The organism is Streptomyces sp. NBC_00038 (assembly GCF_026343635.1).
Classification (GTDB): Bacteria; Actinomycetota; Actinomycetes; order Streptomycetales; family Streptomycetaceae; genus Streptomyces.
In genome coordinates, this window is record NZ_JAPELQ010000001.1 from 2,814,480 (window position 1) to 2,830,586 (window position 16,107).

Sequence of the window (16,107 nt, forward strand, 5' to 3'; positions counted from 1 at the left end):
GGGGACAAGGCGAGCGCCGCGTTCAGTTCCGTACGCCTTTGTACGGGACGTCTGTTGGGGTGGAGCGTCAGACCATCAGTGAGCGGTCCGTCGGGCGGATCGGGGCCGGGAGTTCGCTGACCCCCGTCAGGAAGCGGTCGACCCCGCGGGCGGCCGAGCGGCCCTCCGCGATCGCCCAGACGATGAGGGACTGGCCGCGGCCCGCGTCACCGGCGACGTACACGCCGGGGACGTTCGTCGCGAAGTCGGCGTCACGCGCGATGTTGCCGCGTGCGTCGAGCTCCAGGCCGAACTGGGAGACCAGGCCGTTCTCGACGTCCGTACCCGTGAAGCCCATCGCGAGCGTCACCAGCTGGGCGGGGATCTTGCGCTCCGTGCCCGGCTTCTGGGTCAGCTTGCCCTCGATGAACTCGACCTCGACGAGGTGCAGCCACTGGACGTTGCCGTCCTCGTCGCCCTCGAAGTGGGTGGTGGAGACGGCGTAGACGCGCTCGCCGCCCTCCTCGTGCGCGGAGGTGACCTTGTAGAGCATCGGGAAGGTCGGCCAGGGCTGACCCGGGTTCCGCTCCTCGCCGGGCCGCGGCATGATCTCCAGCTGCGTGACCGAGGCCGCGCCCTGGCGGTGGGCGGTGCCCACGCAGTCCGCGCCCGTGTCGCCGCCGCCGATGACCACGACGTGCTTGCCCTCGGCCGTGATCGGGGGCGCCACGAAGTCGCCCTCCTGGACCTTGTTGGCGAGGGGCAGGTACTCCATCGCCTGGTGGATGCCCGTCAACTCCCGCCCGGGGACGGGGAGATCACGGGCGGTCGTCGCGCCCGCCGCGATGACCACGGCGTCGTACCGCTTGCGCAGCTTCGTCGCGTCGATGTCGCGGCCGATCTCCACGCCGGTGCGGAACTTGGTGCCCTCCGCGCGCATCTGCTCGATACGCCGGTTGATGTGCCGCTTCTCCATCTTGAACTCGGGGATGCCGTAGCGCAGCAGACCGCCGACTCGGTCGGCGCGCTCGTACACGGCGACCGTGTGGCCGGCCCGGGTGAGCTGCTGGGCGGCGGCGAGACCGGCCGGACCCGAGCCGATGACCGCGACCGTCTTGCCGGAGAGGCGCTCCGGGGCCTGGGGCGCGACGTCGCCGCTGTCCCACGCCTTGTCGATGATCGAGACCTCGACGTTCTTGATGGTCACGGCGGGCTGGTTGATGCCGAGCACGCACGCCGACTCACACGGAGCCGGGCACAGGCGGCCGGTGAACTCCGGGAAGTTGTTCGTGGCGTGCAGGCGCTCGGAGGCGGCGGACCAGTCCTCGCGGTACGCGTAGTCGTTCCACTCGGGGATCAGGTTCCCCAGCGGGCAGCCGTTGTGGCAGAACGGGATACCGCAGTCCATGCAGCGGCTGGCCTGCTTGCTGATGATGGGGAGCAGCGAGCCCGGAACGTAGACCTCGTTCCAGTCCTTGAGACGCACGTCCACCGGACGGGTCCTGGCGACCTCGCGGCCATGGTTCAAAAAGCCCTTGGGATCAGCCATTGGTCGCCGCCTCCATCATCTTCTCGGTGATCTCGGACTCGGGGAGTCCGGCTCGCTCGGCGGCGTCCTTGGCGGCGAGCACTGCCTTGTACGTGCTGGGGATGATCTTGCTGAAGCGGTCCACCGACGCGGACCACTCGGCGAGGAGCTTCTCGGCGACCGTCGAGCCGGTCTCCTCCGCGTGCCGGCGCACCACATCGTGCAGCCACGCGGCGTCGGCGTCGCCGAGGGCCTCGACGGCCCCGACGCTGCTGACGTTCACGTTCTCGGGGTTCAGGTCGAGGACGTACGCGATGCCGCCGGACATGCCGGCCGCGAAGTTCCGTCCCGTCTCGCCGATCACGACCGCGTGACCGCCGGTCATGTACTCGCAGCCGTGGTCGCCCACGCCCTCGGAGACGACCGTCGCGCCGGAGTTGCGGACGCAGAAGCGCTCGCCGGTGCGGCCGCGCAGGAAGATCTCGCCGCCCGTCGCGCCGTACGCGATGGTGTTGCCCGCGATCGTCGAGTACTCGGCGAGGTGGTCGGCGCCCCGGTCGGGACGGACGATCACCCGGCCGCCGGAGAGGCCCTTGCCGACGTAGTCGTTGGCGTCGCCCTCCAGGCGCAGCGTGACACCGCGCGGTACGAAGGCGCCGAAGGACTGGCCCGCGGAGCCGGTGAAGGTGATGTCGATGGTGTCGTCGGGCAGGCCCGCGCCACCGAACTTCTTCGTCACCTCGTGGCCGAGCATGGTGCCGACCGTGCGGTTGATGTTGCGGATGGCGACCTGGGCGCGGACCGGCTGGGCGTCGGTCGCGGAGTCCGCGGCCAGCGCGTCGGCGGCGAGCTTGATCAGCTCGTTGTCGAGCGCCTTCTCCAGGCCGTGGTCCTGCTCGATGACCTGGTGCAACGGGGTGCCCTCGGGCAGCTCAGGCACGTAGAAGAGGGGGGTCAGGTCCAGGCCCTGCGCCTTCCAGTGGGTGATCGCCCGCTCCACGTCGAGGTTCTCGGCGTGGCCGACGGCCTCCTGGATGGTGCGGAAGCCCAGCTCGGCGAGGATCTCGCGGACCTCTTCGGCGATGAAGCGGAAGAAGTTCACGATGTACTCGGCCTTGCCGGCGAAGCGCTCGCGGAGCACCGGGTTCTGCGTGGCGATGCCGACCGGGCAGGTGTCCAGGTGGCAGACGCGCATCATGACGCAGCCGGAGACGACGAGCGGCGCGGTCGCGAAACCGAACTCCTCGGCGCCGAGCAGCGCGGCGATGACGACGTCACGGCCGGTCTTCAGCTGGCCGTCGGTCTGCACGACGATCCGGTCGCGCAGGCCGTTGAGCAGCAGGGTCTGCTGGGTCTCGGCGAGGCCCAGCTCCCAGGGACCGCCGGCGTGCTTCAGCGAGGTGAGCGGCGAGGCGCCCGTACCGCCGTCGTGGCCGGAGATGAGCACCACGTCCGCGTGCGCCTTGGAGACACCCGCGGCGACCGTGCCGACGCCGACCTCGGAGACCAGCTTCACGTGGATGCGGGCCTGCGGGTTGGCGTTCTTGAGGTCGTGGATCAGCTGAGCCAGGTCCTCGATGGAGTAGATGTCGTGGTGCGGCGGCGGGGAGATGAGGCCCACGCCGGGGGTGCTGTGCCGGGTCTTGGCGACCCAGGGGTACACCTTGTGGCCGGGCAGCTGGCCGCCCTCGCCGGGCTTGGCACCCTGCGCCATCTTGATCTGGATGTCGTCGGCGTTGACCAGGTACTCGGACGTGACACCGAAGCGGCCGGAGGCGACCTGCTTGATCGACGAACGGCGCGCGGGGTCGTAGAGACGGTCCGCGTCCTCGCCGCCCTCACCGGTGTTGGACTTGCCGCCCAGCTGGTTCATGGCGATGGCGAGGGTCTCGTGCGCCTCCTTGGAGATGGAGCCGTACGACATGGCGCCGGTGGAGAAGCGCTTGACGATCTCCTCGACCGACTCGACCTCGTCGATGGAGATCGACTCGCGGTCCGACTTGAAGCCCAAGAGCCCGCGGAGCGTCATGAGGCGCTCGGACTGCTCGTTCACGCGGCCCGTGTACTTCTTGAAGATGTCGTAGCGGGCGGTGCGCGTGGAGTGCTGGAGGCGGAAGACCGTCTCCGGGTCGAACAGGTGCGGCTCGCCCTCGCGGCGCCACTGGTACTCGCCGCCTATGTCGAGGGCGCGGTGCGCGGGCGCGATGCCGGAGGCCGGGTACGCCTTCGCGTGGCGGGCGGCGACCTCCTTGGCGACGACGTCGAGACCGGCTCCGCCGATCTTCGTGGCCGTGCCGCTGAAGTACTTCTGGACGAAGGCCTGGTCCAGGCCGACGGCCTCGAAGACCTGGGCGCCGCGGTAGGAGGCGACGGTCGAGATGCCCATCTTGGACATGACCTTGAGGACGCCCTTGCCGAGCGCGTAGATCAGGTTGCGGATGGCCTGCTCGGCCCCGCCGTCGACGGCCTGCAGGAATGTGCCCGCGCGGACGAGGTCCTCGACGGACTCCATCGCCAGGTACGGGTTGACGGCCGCGGCGCCGAAGCCGATGAGGAGGGCCACGTGGTGGACCTCGCGGACATCGCCCGCCTCGACGAGCAGGCCCACCTGGGTGCGCTGCTTGGTGCGGATGAGGTGGTGGTGCACGGCGGCGGTGAGCAGCAGCGACGGGATCGGCGCGTGCTCGGCGTCCGAGTGCCGGTCCGAGAGGACGATCAGCCGGGCGCCGTTCTCGATGGCTGCGTCGGCCTCGGTGCAGATCTCGTCGATGCGGGCGGCAAGCGAGTCGCCGCCGCCGGAGACCCGGTAGAGGCCGGACAGGGTCGCGGCCTTCATGCCCGGCATGTCGCCGTCGGCGTTGATGTGGATGAGCTTGGCCAGCTCGTCGTTGTCGATCACCGGGAAGGGCAGCGTGACGCTGCGGCAGGACGCGGCGGTCGGCTCGAGGAGGTTGCTCGCGGGGCCCAGCGAGGAGCGCAGGGAGGTGACGAGTTCCTCGCGGATCGCGTCCAGCGGCGGGTTGGTGACCTGCGCGAACAGCTGGGTGAAGTAGTCGAAGAGCAGCCGGGGGCGCTCGGACAGGGCCGCGATCGGCGAGTCCGTGCCCATGGAGCCGAGCGGCTCACCGCCGGTGTTCGCCATCGGCGCGAGGATGATGCGCAGCTCTTCCTCGGTGTAACCGAAGGTCTGCTGACGGCGGGTGACCGAGGCGTGGGTGTGCACGATGTGCTCGCGCTCGGGGAGGTCGGAGAGCTCGATCTCGCCGGCTTCCAGCCACTCCGCGTACGGCTTCTCGGCGGTGAGGCCGGCCTTGATCTCGTCGTCCTCGATGATGCGGTGCTCGGCGGTGTCGACGAGGAACATCTTGCCGGGCTGCAGGCGGCCCTTGCGGACGACCTTCGCGGGGTCGATGTCGAGGACGCCGACCTCGGAGCCGAGGACGACGAGGCCCTCGTCGGTGACCCAGTAGCGGCCGGGGCGCAGGCCGTTGCGGTCGAGGACCGCGCCGACCTGGGTGCCGTCGGTGAAGGTGACACAGGCCGGGCCGTCCCAGGGCTCCATCATCGTGGAGTGGAACTGGTAGAAGGCGCGGCGGGCCGGGTCCATGGAGGTGTGGTTCTCCCACGCCTCCGGGATCATCATCAGCACGGAGTGCGGGAGGGACCTGCCGCCGAGGTGCAGGAGTTCGAGCACCTCGTCGAAGGAGGCGGAGTCGGACGCCTCGGGCGTACAGATCGGGAAGATCCGGTCGAGCTTGTCGTCGGCTCCGAACAGGTCGGAGACGAGCTGGGACTCGCGGGCCGCCATCCAGTTGCGGTTGCCCTTGACCGTGTTGATCTCGCCGTTGTGCGCGACGAAGCGGTACGGGTGGGCGAGCGGCCAGCTCGGGAAGGTGTTCGTCGAGAACCGCGAGTGCACGAGCGCGATCGCGGAGGCGAAGCGGCGGTCGGACAGGTCCGGGAAGAAGGGCTCCAGCTGGCCGGTGGTCAGCATGCCCTTGTAGACGATGGTCCGGGCGGAGAGCGACGGGAAGTACACGTCGGCCTCGCGCTCGGCGCGCTTGCGCAGCACGAAGGCCTTGCGGTCGAGGTCGATGCCCTCCGACAGTCCGCCGTCGGTCACGAAGACCTGACGGAAGACCGGCATGGTCGAACGCGCGGTGGCGCCGAGCAGCTCGGGAGCGATCGGGACCTCGCGCCAGCCGAGGACGGTGAGGCCCTCGTCGGCGGCGATCGTCTCGATCCGTGAGACGGCTTCGGTGATGCCGTCCTCGGGCAGGAAGGCGATACCCACCGCGTACGCACCGGCCGCGGGAAGCTCGAATCCGGCCACCTCGCGGAGGAAGGCGTCCGGCACCTGGGAGAGGATGCCCGCGCCGTCGCCCGAGTCGGGCTCGGCGCCGGTGGCTCCTCGGTGCTCCAGGTTGCGCAGAACCGTGAGCGCCTGCTCGACCAGCGCGTGGCTCGCCTCACCGGTGAGGGTGGCCACGAAGCCGACGCCACAGGCGTCGTGCTCGTTGCGGGGGTCGTACATACCCTGCGCTGCAGGGCGAGCATCCATGAAGGACCACTTCTGGCCATTCGTGGAGTGCTGGGACGGCTGGCGCGGCGTACGCATCGGCTCTCCCGTCGTCGTCGTGGCATATGCGAGTGCCGAGGGACGACGTTGGCCCTCTGCTTTATGTGCGCAAAATTTCGTGCAGGTTACATGATGGGGCGGTTCTCGGGAACCGGATACTGCGTTCCAACATGCGGACACCGGAGGGTCGCGGCGGGGGTACCGCGCGCAGCGGTGGAAGTTAAGGGGGCCTAAGCGGACAGATCAGTGCCCGTCGGCCCGGAGCGTGGCAGGCAACGTCACCCGCCACGGTTGTGCAGAGCGGGCCTCATTGCCCACAGCGCTTACGGCTCATGCCCAGTGGTTAAGCGTTCGAAACCGCCGAGTAACGGCTACTTATGCAGTCCCTTGCATAGGTGCCCGACGAGTCATCCTACGGCCGTACCGAACAAACTGCCCAGGGCGTACGTCACACCCGCCGCGGCACCACCGAGAGCGAGCTGTCGCAGCCCGCTGTACCACCAGGACCTCGCGGTCACCTTTGCCACGACCGCGCCGCACGCGAAGAGCCCGATCATCGCGAGCAGCAGCGCAGGCCACAGGGCGGTCGCACCGAGCAGGAACGGCAGTACGGGGAGCAGGGCGCCGAGCGCGAAGGAGCCGAAGCTCGACACCGCGGCGACGGTCGGCGAGGGCAGGTCGCCCGGGTCGATGCCGAGCTCCTCGCGGGCGTGTATCTCCAGGGCCTGCTCGGGGTCGCGGGACAGCTGCCGCGCGACCTCGCGCGCCAGCCCCTGATCGACACCGCGAGCCTCGTACAGCTCGGCGAGCTCCCGCTCCTCGTCCTTCGGGTGCTTCCTCAACTCCCGGCGCTCGACGTCGAGTTCGGCCTCGACGAGTTCGCGCTGCGAGGCGACGGAGGTGTACTCGCCTGCGGCCATGGAGAAGGCGCCGGCCGCGAGACCCGCGAGCCCGGTGATGACGATCGTCCGATGGGACACGGCCCCACCGGCGACGCCGGTCATGAGGGCGAGGTTGGAGACGAGACCGTCCATCGCACCGAACACCGCGGGGCGCAGCCAGCCACCGTTGACGTCCCGGTGGGTGTGGTTGTCGCGGTGCGCCTCGTGCAGCGTCGCCTCGGTCTCGATGATGGCCATGCGGGTCCCCTTGAGATACTCATCTTGGACTGGTTCTACTTTTTGATAACCACCAAACTACGCCGAGAATTTCGCACCCGCCAGCAAGGAAAGGCTGCGCTTACCTGCACGTTTACGGTCTTTCGCTCATCCGTGCCAAGTGACGCGCAGATGTCGACCGGGTGATGCTGAGGTGCGCGAGGCTCTGGTGAACCGCGTAGGTGGGACAGATCCGCAAAGGGTTCCGCGCGGGTTTCCCAGGTTTCCGCGCGTCGACTCGTCGCGAACGGCGGCGATGGAGCCCTGAGAGGAGAAGCACCCATGGCTTCCATCGCCTGCATTCCCTCGGCCCCGGCACCCGGGGACGCCGCCGGACTCCGCGAACGGGCGCGCGGCGCGCTGCTCGGCCTCGCCGTGGGAGACGCCCTCGGCGCGCCCGCCGAGAACATGAAGCCCTCCGAGATCCGTGCGAAGTGGGGCCGGATCACGGGGTACGTCGCCGAGCACCCGGCCGGGACCGACGACACGGAGTACGCGATCTTCTCGGGCCTGCTGCTGGCCCGGCACGGCTCGGCGCTCACCGTGAGCCATGTCGAGGCGGCCTGGCACCAGTGGATCGCGGACCGGGACGAGGGCCCCTTCCGGGGCGCCGGCTTCAGCGAACGGGGCACCCTGGAGAACCTCCGCCGCGGCCTCGCCGCACCGATCTCCGCCCAGCACCGGCACGCCTGGAGCGACGGGCTCGCGATGCGCGCGGCGCCCTTCGGCGTCTTCGCCGCGGGCCGCCCCGCCGAGGCGGCCCGCCTGGTGGCGATCGACGGCTCGGTGAGCCACGACGGTGAGGGCATCTACGGCGGCCAGGCGGTCGCCGCGGGGGTCGCGGCGGCCATGGCGGGCGCCCCGACCATCGCCGTCGTCGCCTCCGCCCTCGCCGTCATCCCGGACGACTCCTGGACCGCCCGCTCACTGCGCCGCGCGGTCGCCGTCGCCCACCGCGGCGAACGCGCGGTCCGCTCCGCGGTCGTCATCGGCGGCTACCCGTGGACCGACCTCGCACCCGAGGCCGTGGCCCTCGCCTTCGGCGCGTACGCGGCCGCCGACGGCGACTTCACCGAGTCCGTCCTCACCGCCGTCAACATGGGCCGCGACGCGGACACGACAGCCGCAGTCGCAGGCGCACTCGCGGGAGCAACCCGCGGCGCCTCCTCGATCCCGGCCGCCTGGTCCGCAGCGATCGGGCCCGCGGTCGGCAGCTGCCTCCCCTCCATGGCGGGACACCACGTACTGGACGTGGCAGAGCTGCTCACGCCCGGGGACGACGGGAAGTGGGGGGCGGGAGGGCTGGTACGGGATGAGGGCGGGCTCGTACGGGGCTGGGCCGGGCCTGCGCGAGAGGCCGGCCGGCCCGCGCGGGAGGGAGGTGAGTCCGTACGGGAGTGGGCTGGTCCGGTACGGGACCAGCGCGAACTCGCGCCGGACGCGGGCCCGGACGGCACGTGGCCCGGCCTCGCCCCGGACGCGTTCGTCCTCGCCGCCGACGAGGACGAGGTGCAGCGATGAACCCCGGCCTGGTGAGAGACGAACCGGACGAGGGCCCGGCCCCTTCAGCGGACTCCGCGCCCGCTACGGACTCCGCCCTCTCCATGGACAACGCCCTCGCGGCCTCCGCCCCCACGACGGCCTCCACCCTCACAGACTCCAACCCTGCGACGAACCCCGCCCTCACCACAGACATCCCCCTCACCGACCCCATCCCCGCGACGGCTTCCACCCGCACCACAGACACTGCCCTTTCGGCAGACGATGCCCTCTCCCCGGGCGCTTCCGCCCGCTCAGCGGACCATGCCCCCTCCCCGGATTCCCGCCTCTCCGCAGGCACCGCCCTTCCCACGGACTCCGCCCACCCGGCGGGCACCGCCACCTTCTCGGACTCCGCCCTCGTAACGGATTCCGCCCCCTCGGCAGGCGTCGCCCTCGCGACGAACCCCGCCATCGCCGCAGCCACCGCCCTCCCCACGGGCTTCGCCCTCAGCACGGCCCCCGCCCCCTCGGCGGGCTCCGACGGTTCGGCAGTCACCGCCCCGGCGGTGGGCCTCGTCGCCGCAGCCGCCCCCGCCCCCGGCGGTACGAGAGCCGCCGCCCTCCCAGGGCGGCCCCGCCGTATCGAAGGCCTCCTCCTCGGCCTCGCCGCAGGCGACGCGGCAGGCTGGCCCGCGGCCCGGCATCGGGCCGCGCGGATGCCCGAGTGGACGCGGCGGCTGACGCGGGAGTTGGACACGTTCGCGGAGCAGAACGCGACGACGACGCTGCCCGTGCCGATCGCGCTGAACCAACCGCCGGAGCCGCTGCGGCTGGGCCCGTCGGACGACGCGGAGTGGGCGGCGTTCGCGGCGGAGGCGGTGCTGCGGGCCGGGGACGCGACCGCGCTCGGGGACCTGAGCCGCGAGCGGCGGATGCGCGCGGCCATCGACCTGTCGTGGAACGCCATCGCCAGCGAGGTCGCAGCGGCGGCCGAACGCGCCCCCGAGGTCGAATCGGCCCTGCTCCCGCTCCGCGCCCGGATCTCCGTACGGGCCGGACTCGGCAACCTCGCCACCGGCCTGCGCCCGCCCGCCACCGGCCACGACAACCCGCACTACTTCGACGACGCGGCCTGCGTACGGGCCTGCGTGCTCGCCGTGGCACACCCGGGCGACCCCCGTCTCGCCGCCGAACTCGCCGAGTTCGACGCCCGCTACACCCAGGACGGCGACGGCGTGCACGGCGCCCGCGCGATGGCCGCCGCGATCTCGCTCGCCCTCGCCGGAGCGGACGTCGACGCCTGCGCGGACGCCGCTCTCGCCGAACTCCCCGAGTCGACGGAGATCGGCCGCAACGCCCGCCACGCGCTGAAGCTCGCTCGCGACAGCGAGGGCACATTCGCCCTGGTCCCCCTGCTGGAGCACCAGATCGTCGACCATGTGTACAGCTACGGCATCGCGGCGGCGGAAACCGTCCCCGTGGCCCTCGCCCTCGCCACCGCCGCACGCGGCCGGATCGCCGAGGCGGTGCCCGCCGCCGCGTGCCTGTCCCGCGTCGCCGACTCGGCCCCGGCCCTCGCGGGCGCGCTCACCGGCGCACTCGGCGGCGGCGACGCAATCCCGGCCTCCTGGCGCGACGCCTGCCGCACCCTCTCCGGCTGCGCCCTCCCCCGCCTGACCGGCACGGACCTGATCGGACTCGCCGACCTTCTGGAAGCGACGGAACTGAGCACCCCAGAGGGATGATTCGGGCATGACGCCCAAAGGAGCAGCAAGTCTGGAAGAGCGGATCACCGGAAGCCTGATCGGCGCCGCTGTCGGCGATGCCCTCGGCGGACCCGTCGAGGGCTATTCCCCCGAGCAGATCGTGGAACGCCACGGCGGCCGGGTCCACGGCATCGTCGGTCCCTGGAACGGCGACGCCTGGCGCACCGCCCGCCCCATCGCCCCGTACCACAAGGGCGACGGGCACGTCACCGACGACACCTTGATGACCCATGCGCTGGTACGCGTGTACGCCACCGTCCGCGACCACCTCGACGCGTACGCGGTCGCCGAGCACCTGGTCCCCGACCTCCTGGGCAACCCGCGCTGGATCCCCGAGCTGGAGGCCGAAGCTCTCCCTCTCCAGCGGATCTTCCTCGCCGAGAAGTGGCTCGTGGCGCGACTGCACTACGGTCACGTCGACCCCCGGGAGGCCGGCACCGGCAACATCGTCAACTGCGGAGCGGCGATGTACATGGCCCCGGTCGGCCTGGTCAACGCGGCCAACCCTGCGGGCGCGTACGCCGAGGCGCTCGACATCGCGGGCGCCCACCAGTCCTCGTACGGCCGCGAGTCCGCCGGAGTCTTCGCGGCAGCGGTGGCGGCGGCCTGCGTCCCCGGGGCCACCCCCGCCTCGGTGGTCGACACCTGCCTGGCCCTGGCGAAGGACGGCACGCGCGACGCCATCGAGGCGGTCTGCGAAGTCGCCGCCCGCCACACGAACTTCGAGTCGGCCCTTGGCCCGATGCGCGAGGCGGTGGCCCCCTACGACACGGTGGGCCCCGACTACCGGTCCCCCTCCCTCGGCGCTCGCCGCCCCTCCCGGCTGCACACGATCGAGGAACTCCCCATCGCCCTGGGCATGTTGGTCATCTCCGGCGGCGACTACGGCCACGCGGTCCTCGGCTCCGTGAACTACGGCCGCGACTGCGACTCCATCGCCACCATGTCCGGCGCCCTCGCGGGCGCCCTCGGCTCCGAGATCCCCCGCGACTGGGCCAAGACGGTCGCGGAGGCGAGCCGCCTCGACCTCGAAACCCCGGCGAAGTCACTCACGGAAGTGACCCAAGAGATCTTCGAACGGGACGTACGCCGCCGACGAACACACGAGACGGCGTACGCCGCACTGGCGGACCGACGGTGACACCCCTCCGCCTCACCTGGGTCCAGCCCGAGGACCTCCTCGGCCACGAACTAACCCAGGCAACCCAGGACGGCCGCGAACCCTCAGCCATCGCAGCCCGCTGGCGAGCAGCGGGCGGCCCGGAGGCCCCGCCCCGCGCGGGAGCGTCCCCAACTCCGACGTCCCCGTACCTCCGGGTCCTCGCAGAGGACCTCTTGGACGAACTGGCAGACCTGCCAAGCAGGTTGGCGGACCACGAGCCGACAGACCTGGCGCGAATCAGGGCTCACTGCCCGAACTGGCCGTCACCAGCTGCGGGCAATCGTGCCGCTGGGGCGGCACGGGTGGGCGCAGGCGGCACCCCGCAAACGCCGGGCTGCGCACCCACCCCCACGTCAGCCCCCACCCAGGCCAGCCTGGAAGCCGCCTGGCTAGGCCGAGCCGCAGGCTGCCTACTAGGCAAACCAGTAGAAAAGCTCCCCCTACAAGGGATCCGAGCACTGGCCCAAGCCACCGGAAACTGGCCCCTGCACACCTGGTTCACAGCAAAGGGCGTCCCCGAAGACCTCACCCACGCCCACCCGTGGAACAAACGCTCCGCCCCAACCTCCCTCGCCGAGAACATCGACGGCATGCCGGAGGACGACGACCTCAACTACCCCCTCCTGAACACCCTGTTGATCCAACGCCACGGCAGAGACTTCACCACCACCGACGTGGCCCGCCTCTGGCTGGACGAACTCCCCGCAGGCCGCACGTTCACCGCAGAACGCATCGCCTACCGCAACCTCCTCACCGGCATCGAACCCCCGAGAACCGCCCGCCACCGCAACCCGTTCCGCGAATGGATCGGCGCCCTGATCCGCGCGGACGTCCACGGCTGGACGAACCCGGGCGACCCCGCGGCCGCCGCGGAACAGGCCCACCGGGACGCCACCCTCACCCACACGGCGAACGGCGTGTACGCGGCGATGTTCACGGCGGCCACGATCGCCGAGGCGGCCACCGGACGCAGCGACGTCCACGCCTGCCTGCGCACCGGCCTCACGGTGGTCCCGCCCGGCTCCCGGCTGGCCGAGGCGGTCCGGCACGCCGTCCAACTCGCCCGTACGACAGAGGACTTCGACTCCGTCGTGGACGAACTGCACACCACCCACCGCACCTACCACTGGGTCCACGCCATCCCCAACACCGCCCTGATCGCCGCCGCCCTCACCCACGGGGACGGCGACTTCTCCGGCTCCATCTGCCGTGCGGTGTCCGGGGGTTGGGACACGGACTCGAACGGCGCCACGGCGGGCAGCATCGCGGGCCTGCTCGCGGGATCCCCCGCCGCGATCCCCGACCGCTGGACCACTCCCCTGAAGAACCGACTGGCCACGTCCATCGCCGACTTCAACGGCACCGGCTTCGACACCCTCGCCCAGCTGACCCACCAGCTCACCCGCCGGGAGGCACCCCGCCCATGACCCACATCGCCGTTCTCGGCTCCACGAACATGGACCTCGTGGCGTACGTCGCCAAGGCCCCGCAGCGCGGCGAGACCGTGACGGGCCGGGAGTTCCGTACGATCCCCGGCGGCAAGGGCGCCAACCAGGCGGTGGCCGCGGTGCACGCGGGTGCCGACGTCTCGTTGATCGGCGCGGTGGGCCACGACGCCTTCGGCAGCCAGCTCCGCTCCACGCTGGAGCACTCGGGCGTAAACACCGACCATCTGCGCACCACCGAGGGCCCGTCCGGCACCGCGCACATCGTCGTCGACGACGAGGGCGGCAACGCGATCGTCGTCATCCCGGGCGCGAACGCCACGGTCGCCGCCCTCGCCCCCGGCGACGAGGGCCTCATCGCCACCGCCGACGCCCTCCTGCTGCAGCTCGAAATCCCGCAGTCCGCGGTCCTCGCGGGCGCCGAGGCAGCCCGCAGCCACGGCGTACGCACCATCCTGACCCCGTCCCCCGCCCAGCCGCTGCCACCCCAACTCCTCGCCACCATCGACCTGTTGGTGCCCAACGAGCACGAGGCCGCCGCACTCACCGGCATCACCGACCCGCACGCGGCGGCCGCCGCGCTGCTCGACCAGGTCCCGGAGGTCGTCATCACGCTGGGATCGGCGGGCAGCCTGTACGCGGCCCGCGGCGCCGACCCCCTGACCGTGCCCGCGCCCCGGGTGACCGCCGTGGACTCGACCGGTGCGGGCGACACCTTCGTCGGCACCCTCGCGGTGGCGCTCGCCGAGGGCCGGGAGATGCCGGAGGCCCTCACCTGGGCATCGGCCGCCGCCGCGCTCTCGGTGCAGAAGGCAGGGGCGTCGTCCTCGATGCCGTACCGCTCCGAGATCGACGCGGCCGTGACGTCGCGAGCCACCTCATGAGCACGCGCCCGGGGCAAGCACCCCTCACCGGCCTGCGCGTCCTCGACCTCGCCACCCTCTTCGCCGGCCCGCTCGCCGCGACCATGCTCGGCGACTTCGGCGCGGAGGTCGTCAAGATCGAGCATCCGGCCAAGCCCGACCCGTCCCGGGGGCACGGCCCGTCGAAGGACGGCGTCGGCCTGTGGTGGAAGCTCCTCGGCCGCAACAAGCGCACGATCACCCTCGACCTGTCGAAGCCGGGCGGCCGCGACACCCTCCTCCGCCTCGCCGCCACCGCCGACGTCGTCATCGAGAACTTCCGCCCCGGCACGCTGGAGAAGTGGGACCTCGGCTGGGCGGAACTCTCGGCCGTGAACCCCCGCCTCGTCCTCGCCCGGGTCACCGGCTTCGGCCAGTTCGGCCCGTACGCGCACCGCCCGGGCTTCGGCACGCTCGCGGAGGCGATGAGCGGCTTCGCGGCGATCACCGGCGAGCCGGACGCCCCGCCGACCCTGCCGCCGTTCGGCCTGGCCGACTCGATCGCGGGCCTTGCGACGGCGTACGCAGTGATGACCGCGCTGACGGCCCGCGAGCGGACCGGCGAGGGCCAGGTGGTCGACATGGCGATCATCGAACCGATCCTGACCGTGCTCGGCCCGCAGCCGCTCTGGTACGACCAGTTGGGCCACGTCCAGCCCCGCACCGGCAACCGCTCGGCGAACAACGCTCCCCGCAACACCTATCGCACGGCGGACGGTTCCTGGGTCGCGGTCTCCACCTCCGCCCAGTCGATCGCGGAACGCCTGATGCGGCTGGTCGGCCGCCCGGAGCTGATCGACGAACCGTGGTTCGCGACGGGCGCGGACCGCGCCCGCCACGCGGACGTCCTGGACGAGGCGGTCGGCGCGTGGATCGCCGACCGCACCCGCGCCGAAGTCCTGGAGGCCTTCGAGAAGGCGGAGGCGGCGGTGGCCCCCATCCAGGACGTACGGGACGTGATGACGGACCCGCAGTACGAGGCGCTGGACACCATCACCACCGTCCAGGACCCCGAACTCGGCCCCCTCCGTATGCAGAACGTCCTCTTCCGGCTCTCCTCCACCCCCGGCGCGATCCACTGGGCGGGCCGCCCGCACGGCGCGGACACCGACACGGTCCTCGGCGAACTCGGCCTGACGGAGCGGGAGATCGACGCCCTGCGAGCGGAGGGAGCCCTGTGACCGCGGGGTCCCTCCCCCTCACCTGGCTGTACGTCCCCGGAGACCGCCCGGAGGTCGTCGCCAAGGCGCTGGTGTCGGGCTCGGACGTCGTTCTCGTCGACCTGGAGGACGCGGTCGCCCCGGACCGCAAGGAGTACGCTCGCGCCGCCACCGCGGAACTCCTCTCCGAGCCCCCGCCCGTCCCGGTCCACGTCCGCGTGAACGCCCTGGACAGCCCCCAGGCCGAGGCCGACCTCAAGACCCTCTCCCCGCTGCCCGGCCTGTCCGGACTCCGCCTGCCCAAGGTGACCTCGGCCGCCGACGTCGTACGGGTCGCGGAGGGCGCGACCCCTTCCGGCGGCGGCGCGATCCCGCTCTACGCCCTCCTGGAGACGGCCCTCGGCGTGGAGCAGGCCTTCACCATCGCGGCCTCGCACCGGGCCCTGCGCGGCATCGCCCTCGGCGAGGCCGACCTGCGGGCGGACCTGGGCGTACGGGGCGACGCGGGCCTGGACTGGTCCCGCGCCCGCGTGGTGGTGGCCGCCCGCGCCGCCGGCCTGGCCCCGCCCGCCCAGTCCATCTACCCCGACATCCGCGACCTCGACGGCCTCGCCGCCTCCTGCACCCACGGCCGCACCCTCGGCTTCCTCGGCCGCACCGCCATCCACCCCCGCCAGCTCCCGGTCATCGAGCAGGCCTACCTCCCGACCCCGGAAGAAATCGAAACCGCCGAGGCAGTCCTCAAGGCAGCCGCCACCGACCCCGGCGCCCAGGCCCTCCCCGACGGCAGCTTCATCGACGCGGCGGTGGTGGCAGGAGCCCACCGCACATTGGCGCTGGCACACCGAAGGAGCTGACGCGGGCGTCCTGGAAGCAGTGGCCCGCCGCAGCGCGGCGGGCCACTGCTTCCCGCCGCGACGGCGCTCGGCCACGGCGTACCCGTCCCG

The 16,107-nt window shown here is 71.8% G+C and carries 10 protein-coding genes; 7 read left to right on the plus strand and 3 right to left on the minus strand.

The genetic code is table 11. The annotated features are described in order from the left end of the window. Positions 1 to 67 precede the first annotated feature (67 nt). The 3 genes from OG219_RS12955 to OG219_RS12965 form a co-directional block, all read right to left on the minus strand. Positions 68 to 1,528, minus strand: a complete 1,461-nt coding sequence (locus OG219_RS12955; protein WP_266826032.1) for a glutamate synthase subunit beta — start codon at positions 1,526 to 1,528, stop codon at positions 68 to 70. Further along, the gene (gene gltB / locus OG219_RS12960) at positions 1,521 to 6,125 is read right to left on the minus strand and encodes a glutamate synthase large subunit (RefSeq protein WP_266826034.1); all 4,605 of its coding nucleotides are present in this window, start codon (positions 6,123 to 6,125) and stop codon (positions 1,521 to 1,523) included. Before gltB ends, OG219_RS12955 begins: the two co-directional genes overlap by 8 nt. Before the next feature lie 368 nt (positions 6,126 to 6,493). Next, complete coding sequence (locus OG219_RS12965) at positions 6,494 to 7,225, minus strand: VIT1/CCC1 transporter family protein (RefSeq protein ID WP_266826036.1); 732 nt, start codon at positions 7,223 to 7,225, stop codon at positions 6,494 to 6,496. 300 nt (positions 7,226 to 7,525) lie between these two features. Between OG219_RS12965 and OG219_RS12970 the strand changes: the two genes are divergently transcribed. From OG219_RS12970 to OG219_RS13000, 7 genes are all read left to right on the plus strand, one after another. Then, positions 7,526 to 8,764, plus strand: coding sequence for an ADP-ribosylglycohydrolase family protein (locus tag OG219_RS12970; protein ID WP_266826038.1), 1,239 nt, complete (start codon positions 7,526 to 7,528; stop codon positions 8,762 to 8,764). Between the two features lie 602 nt (positions 8,765 to 9,366). Continuing rightward, a complete protein-coding gene (locus tag OG219_RS12975; RefSeq protein WP_266836082.1) occupies positions 9,367 to 10,470 on the plus strand; it encodes an ADP-ribosylglycohydrolase family protein in 1,104 nt (367 codons plus the stop codon). Between the two features lie 7 nt (positions 10,471 to 10,477). Further along, complete coding sequence (locus tag OG219_RS12980; protein WP_266826040.1) at positions 10,478 to 11,632, plus strand: ADP-ribosylglycohydrolase family protein; 1,155 nt, start codon at positions 10,478 to 10,480, stop codon at positions 11,630 to 11,632. Further along, complete coding sequence (locus OG219_RS12985) at positions 11,629 to 13,080, plus strand: ADP-ribosylglycohydrolase family protein (protein ID WP_266826042.1); 1,452 nt, start codon at positions 11,629 to 11,631, stop codon at positions 13,078 to 13,080. The genes OG219_RS12980 and OG219_RS12985 overlap by 4 nt, the downstream gene beginning before the upstream one ends. Next, positions 13,077 to 13,982 carry a ribokinase gene (gene rbsK / locus OG219_RS12990; RefSeq protein ID WP_266826044.1) on the plus strand — a complete coding sequence of 302 codons (906 nt, stop codon included), beginning with the start codon at positions 13,077 to 13,079 and terminating at the stop codon, positions 13,980 to 13,982. Before OG219_RS12985 ends, rbsK begins: the two co-directional genes overlap by 4 nt. Further along, a complete protein-coding gene (locus OG219_RS12995) occupies positions 13,979 to 15,181 on the plus strand; it encodes a CaiB/BaiF CoA-transferase family protein (protein WP_266826046.1) in 1,203 nt (400 codons plus the stop codon). Before rbsK ends, OG219_RS12995 begins: the two co-directional genes overlap by 4 nt. Then, a complete protein-coding gene (locus tag OG219_RS13000; RefSeq protein WP_266826048.1) occupies positions 15,178 to 16,017 on the plus strand; it encodes a CoA ester lyase in 840 nt (279 codons plus the stop codon). The genes OG219_RS12995 and OG219_RS13000 overlap by 4 nt, the downstream gene beginning before the upstream one ends. The last annotated feature ends 90 nt before the right edge of the window (positions 16,018 to 16,107 follow it).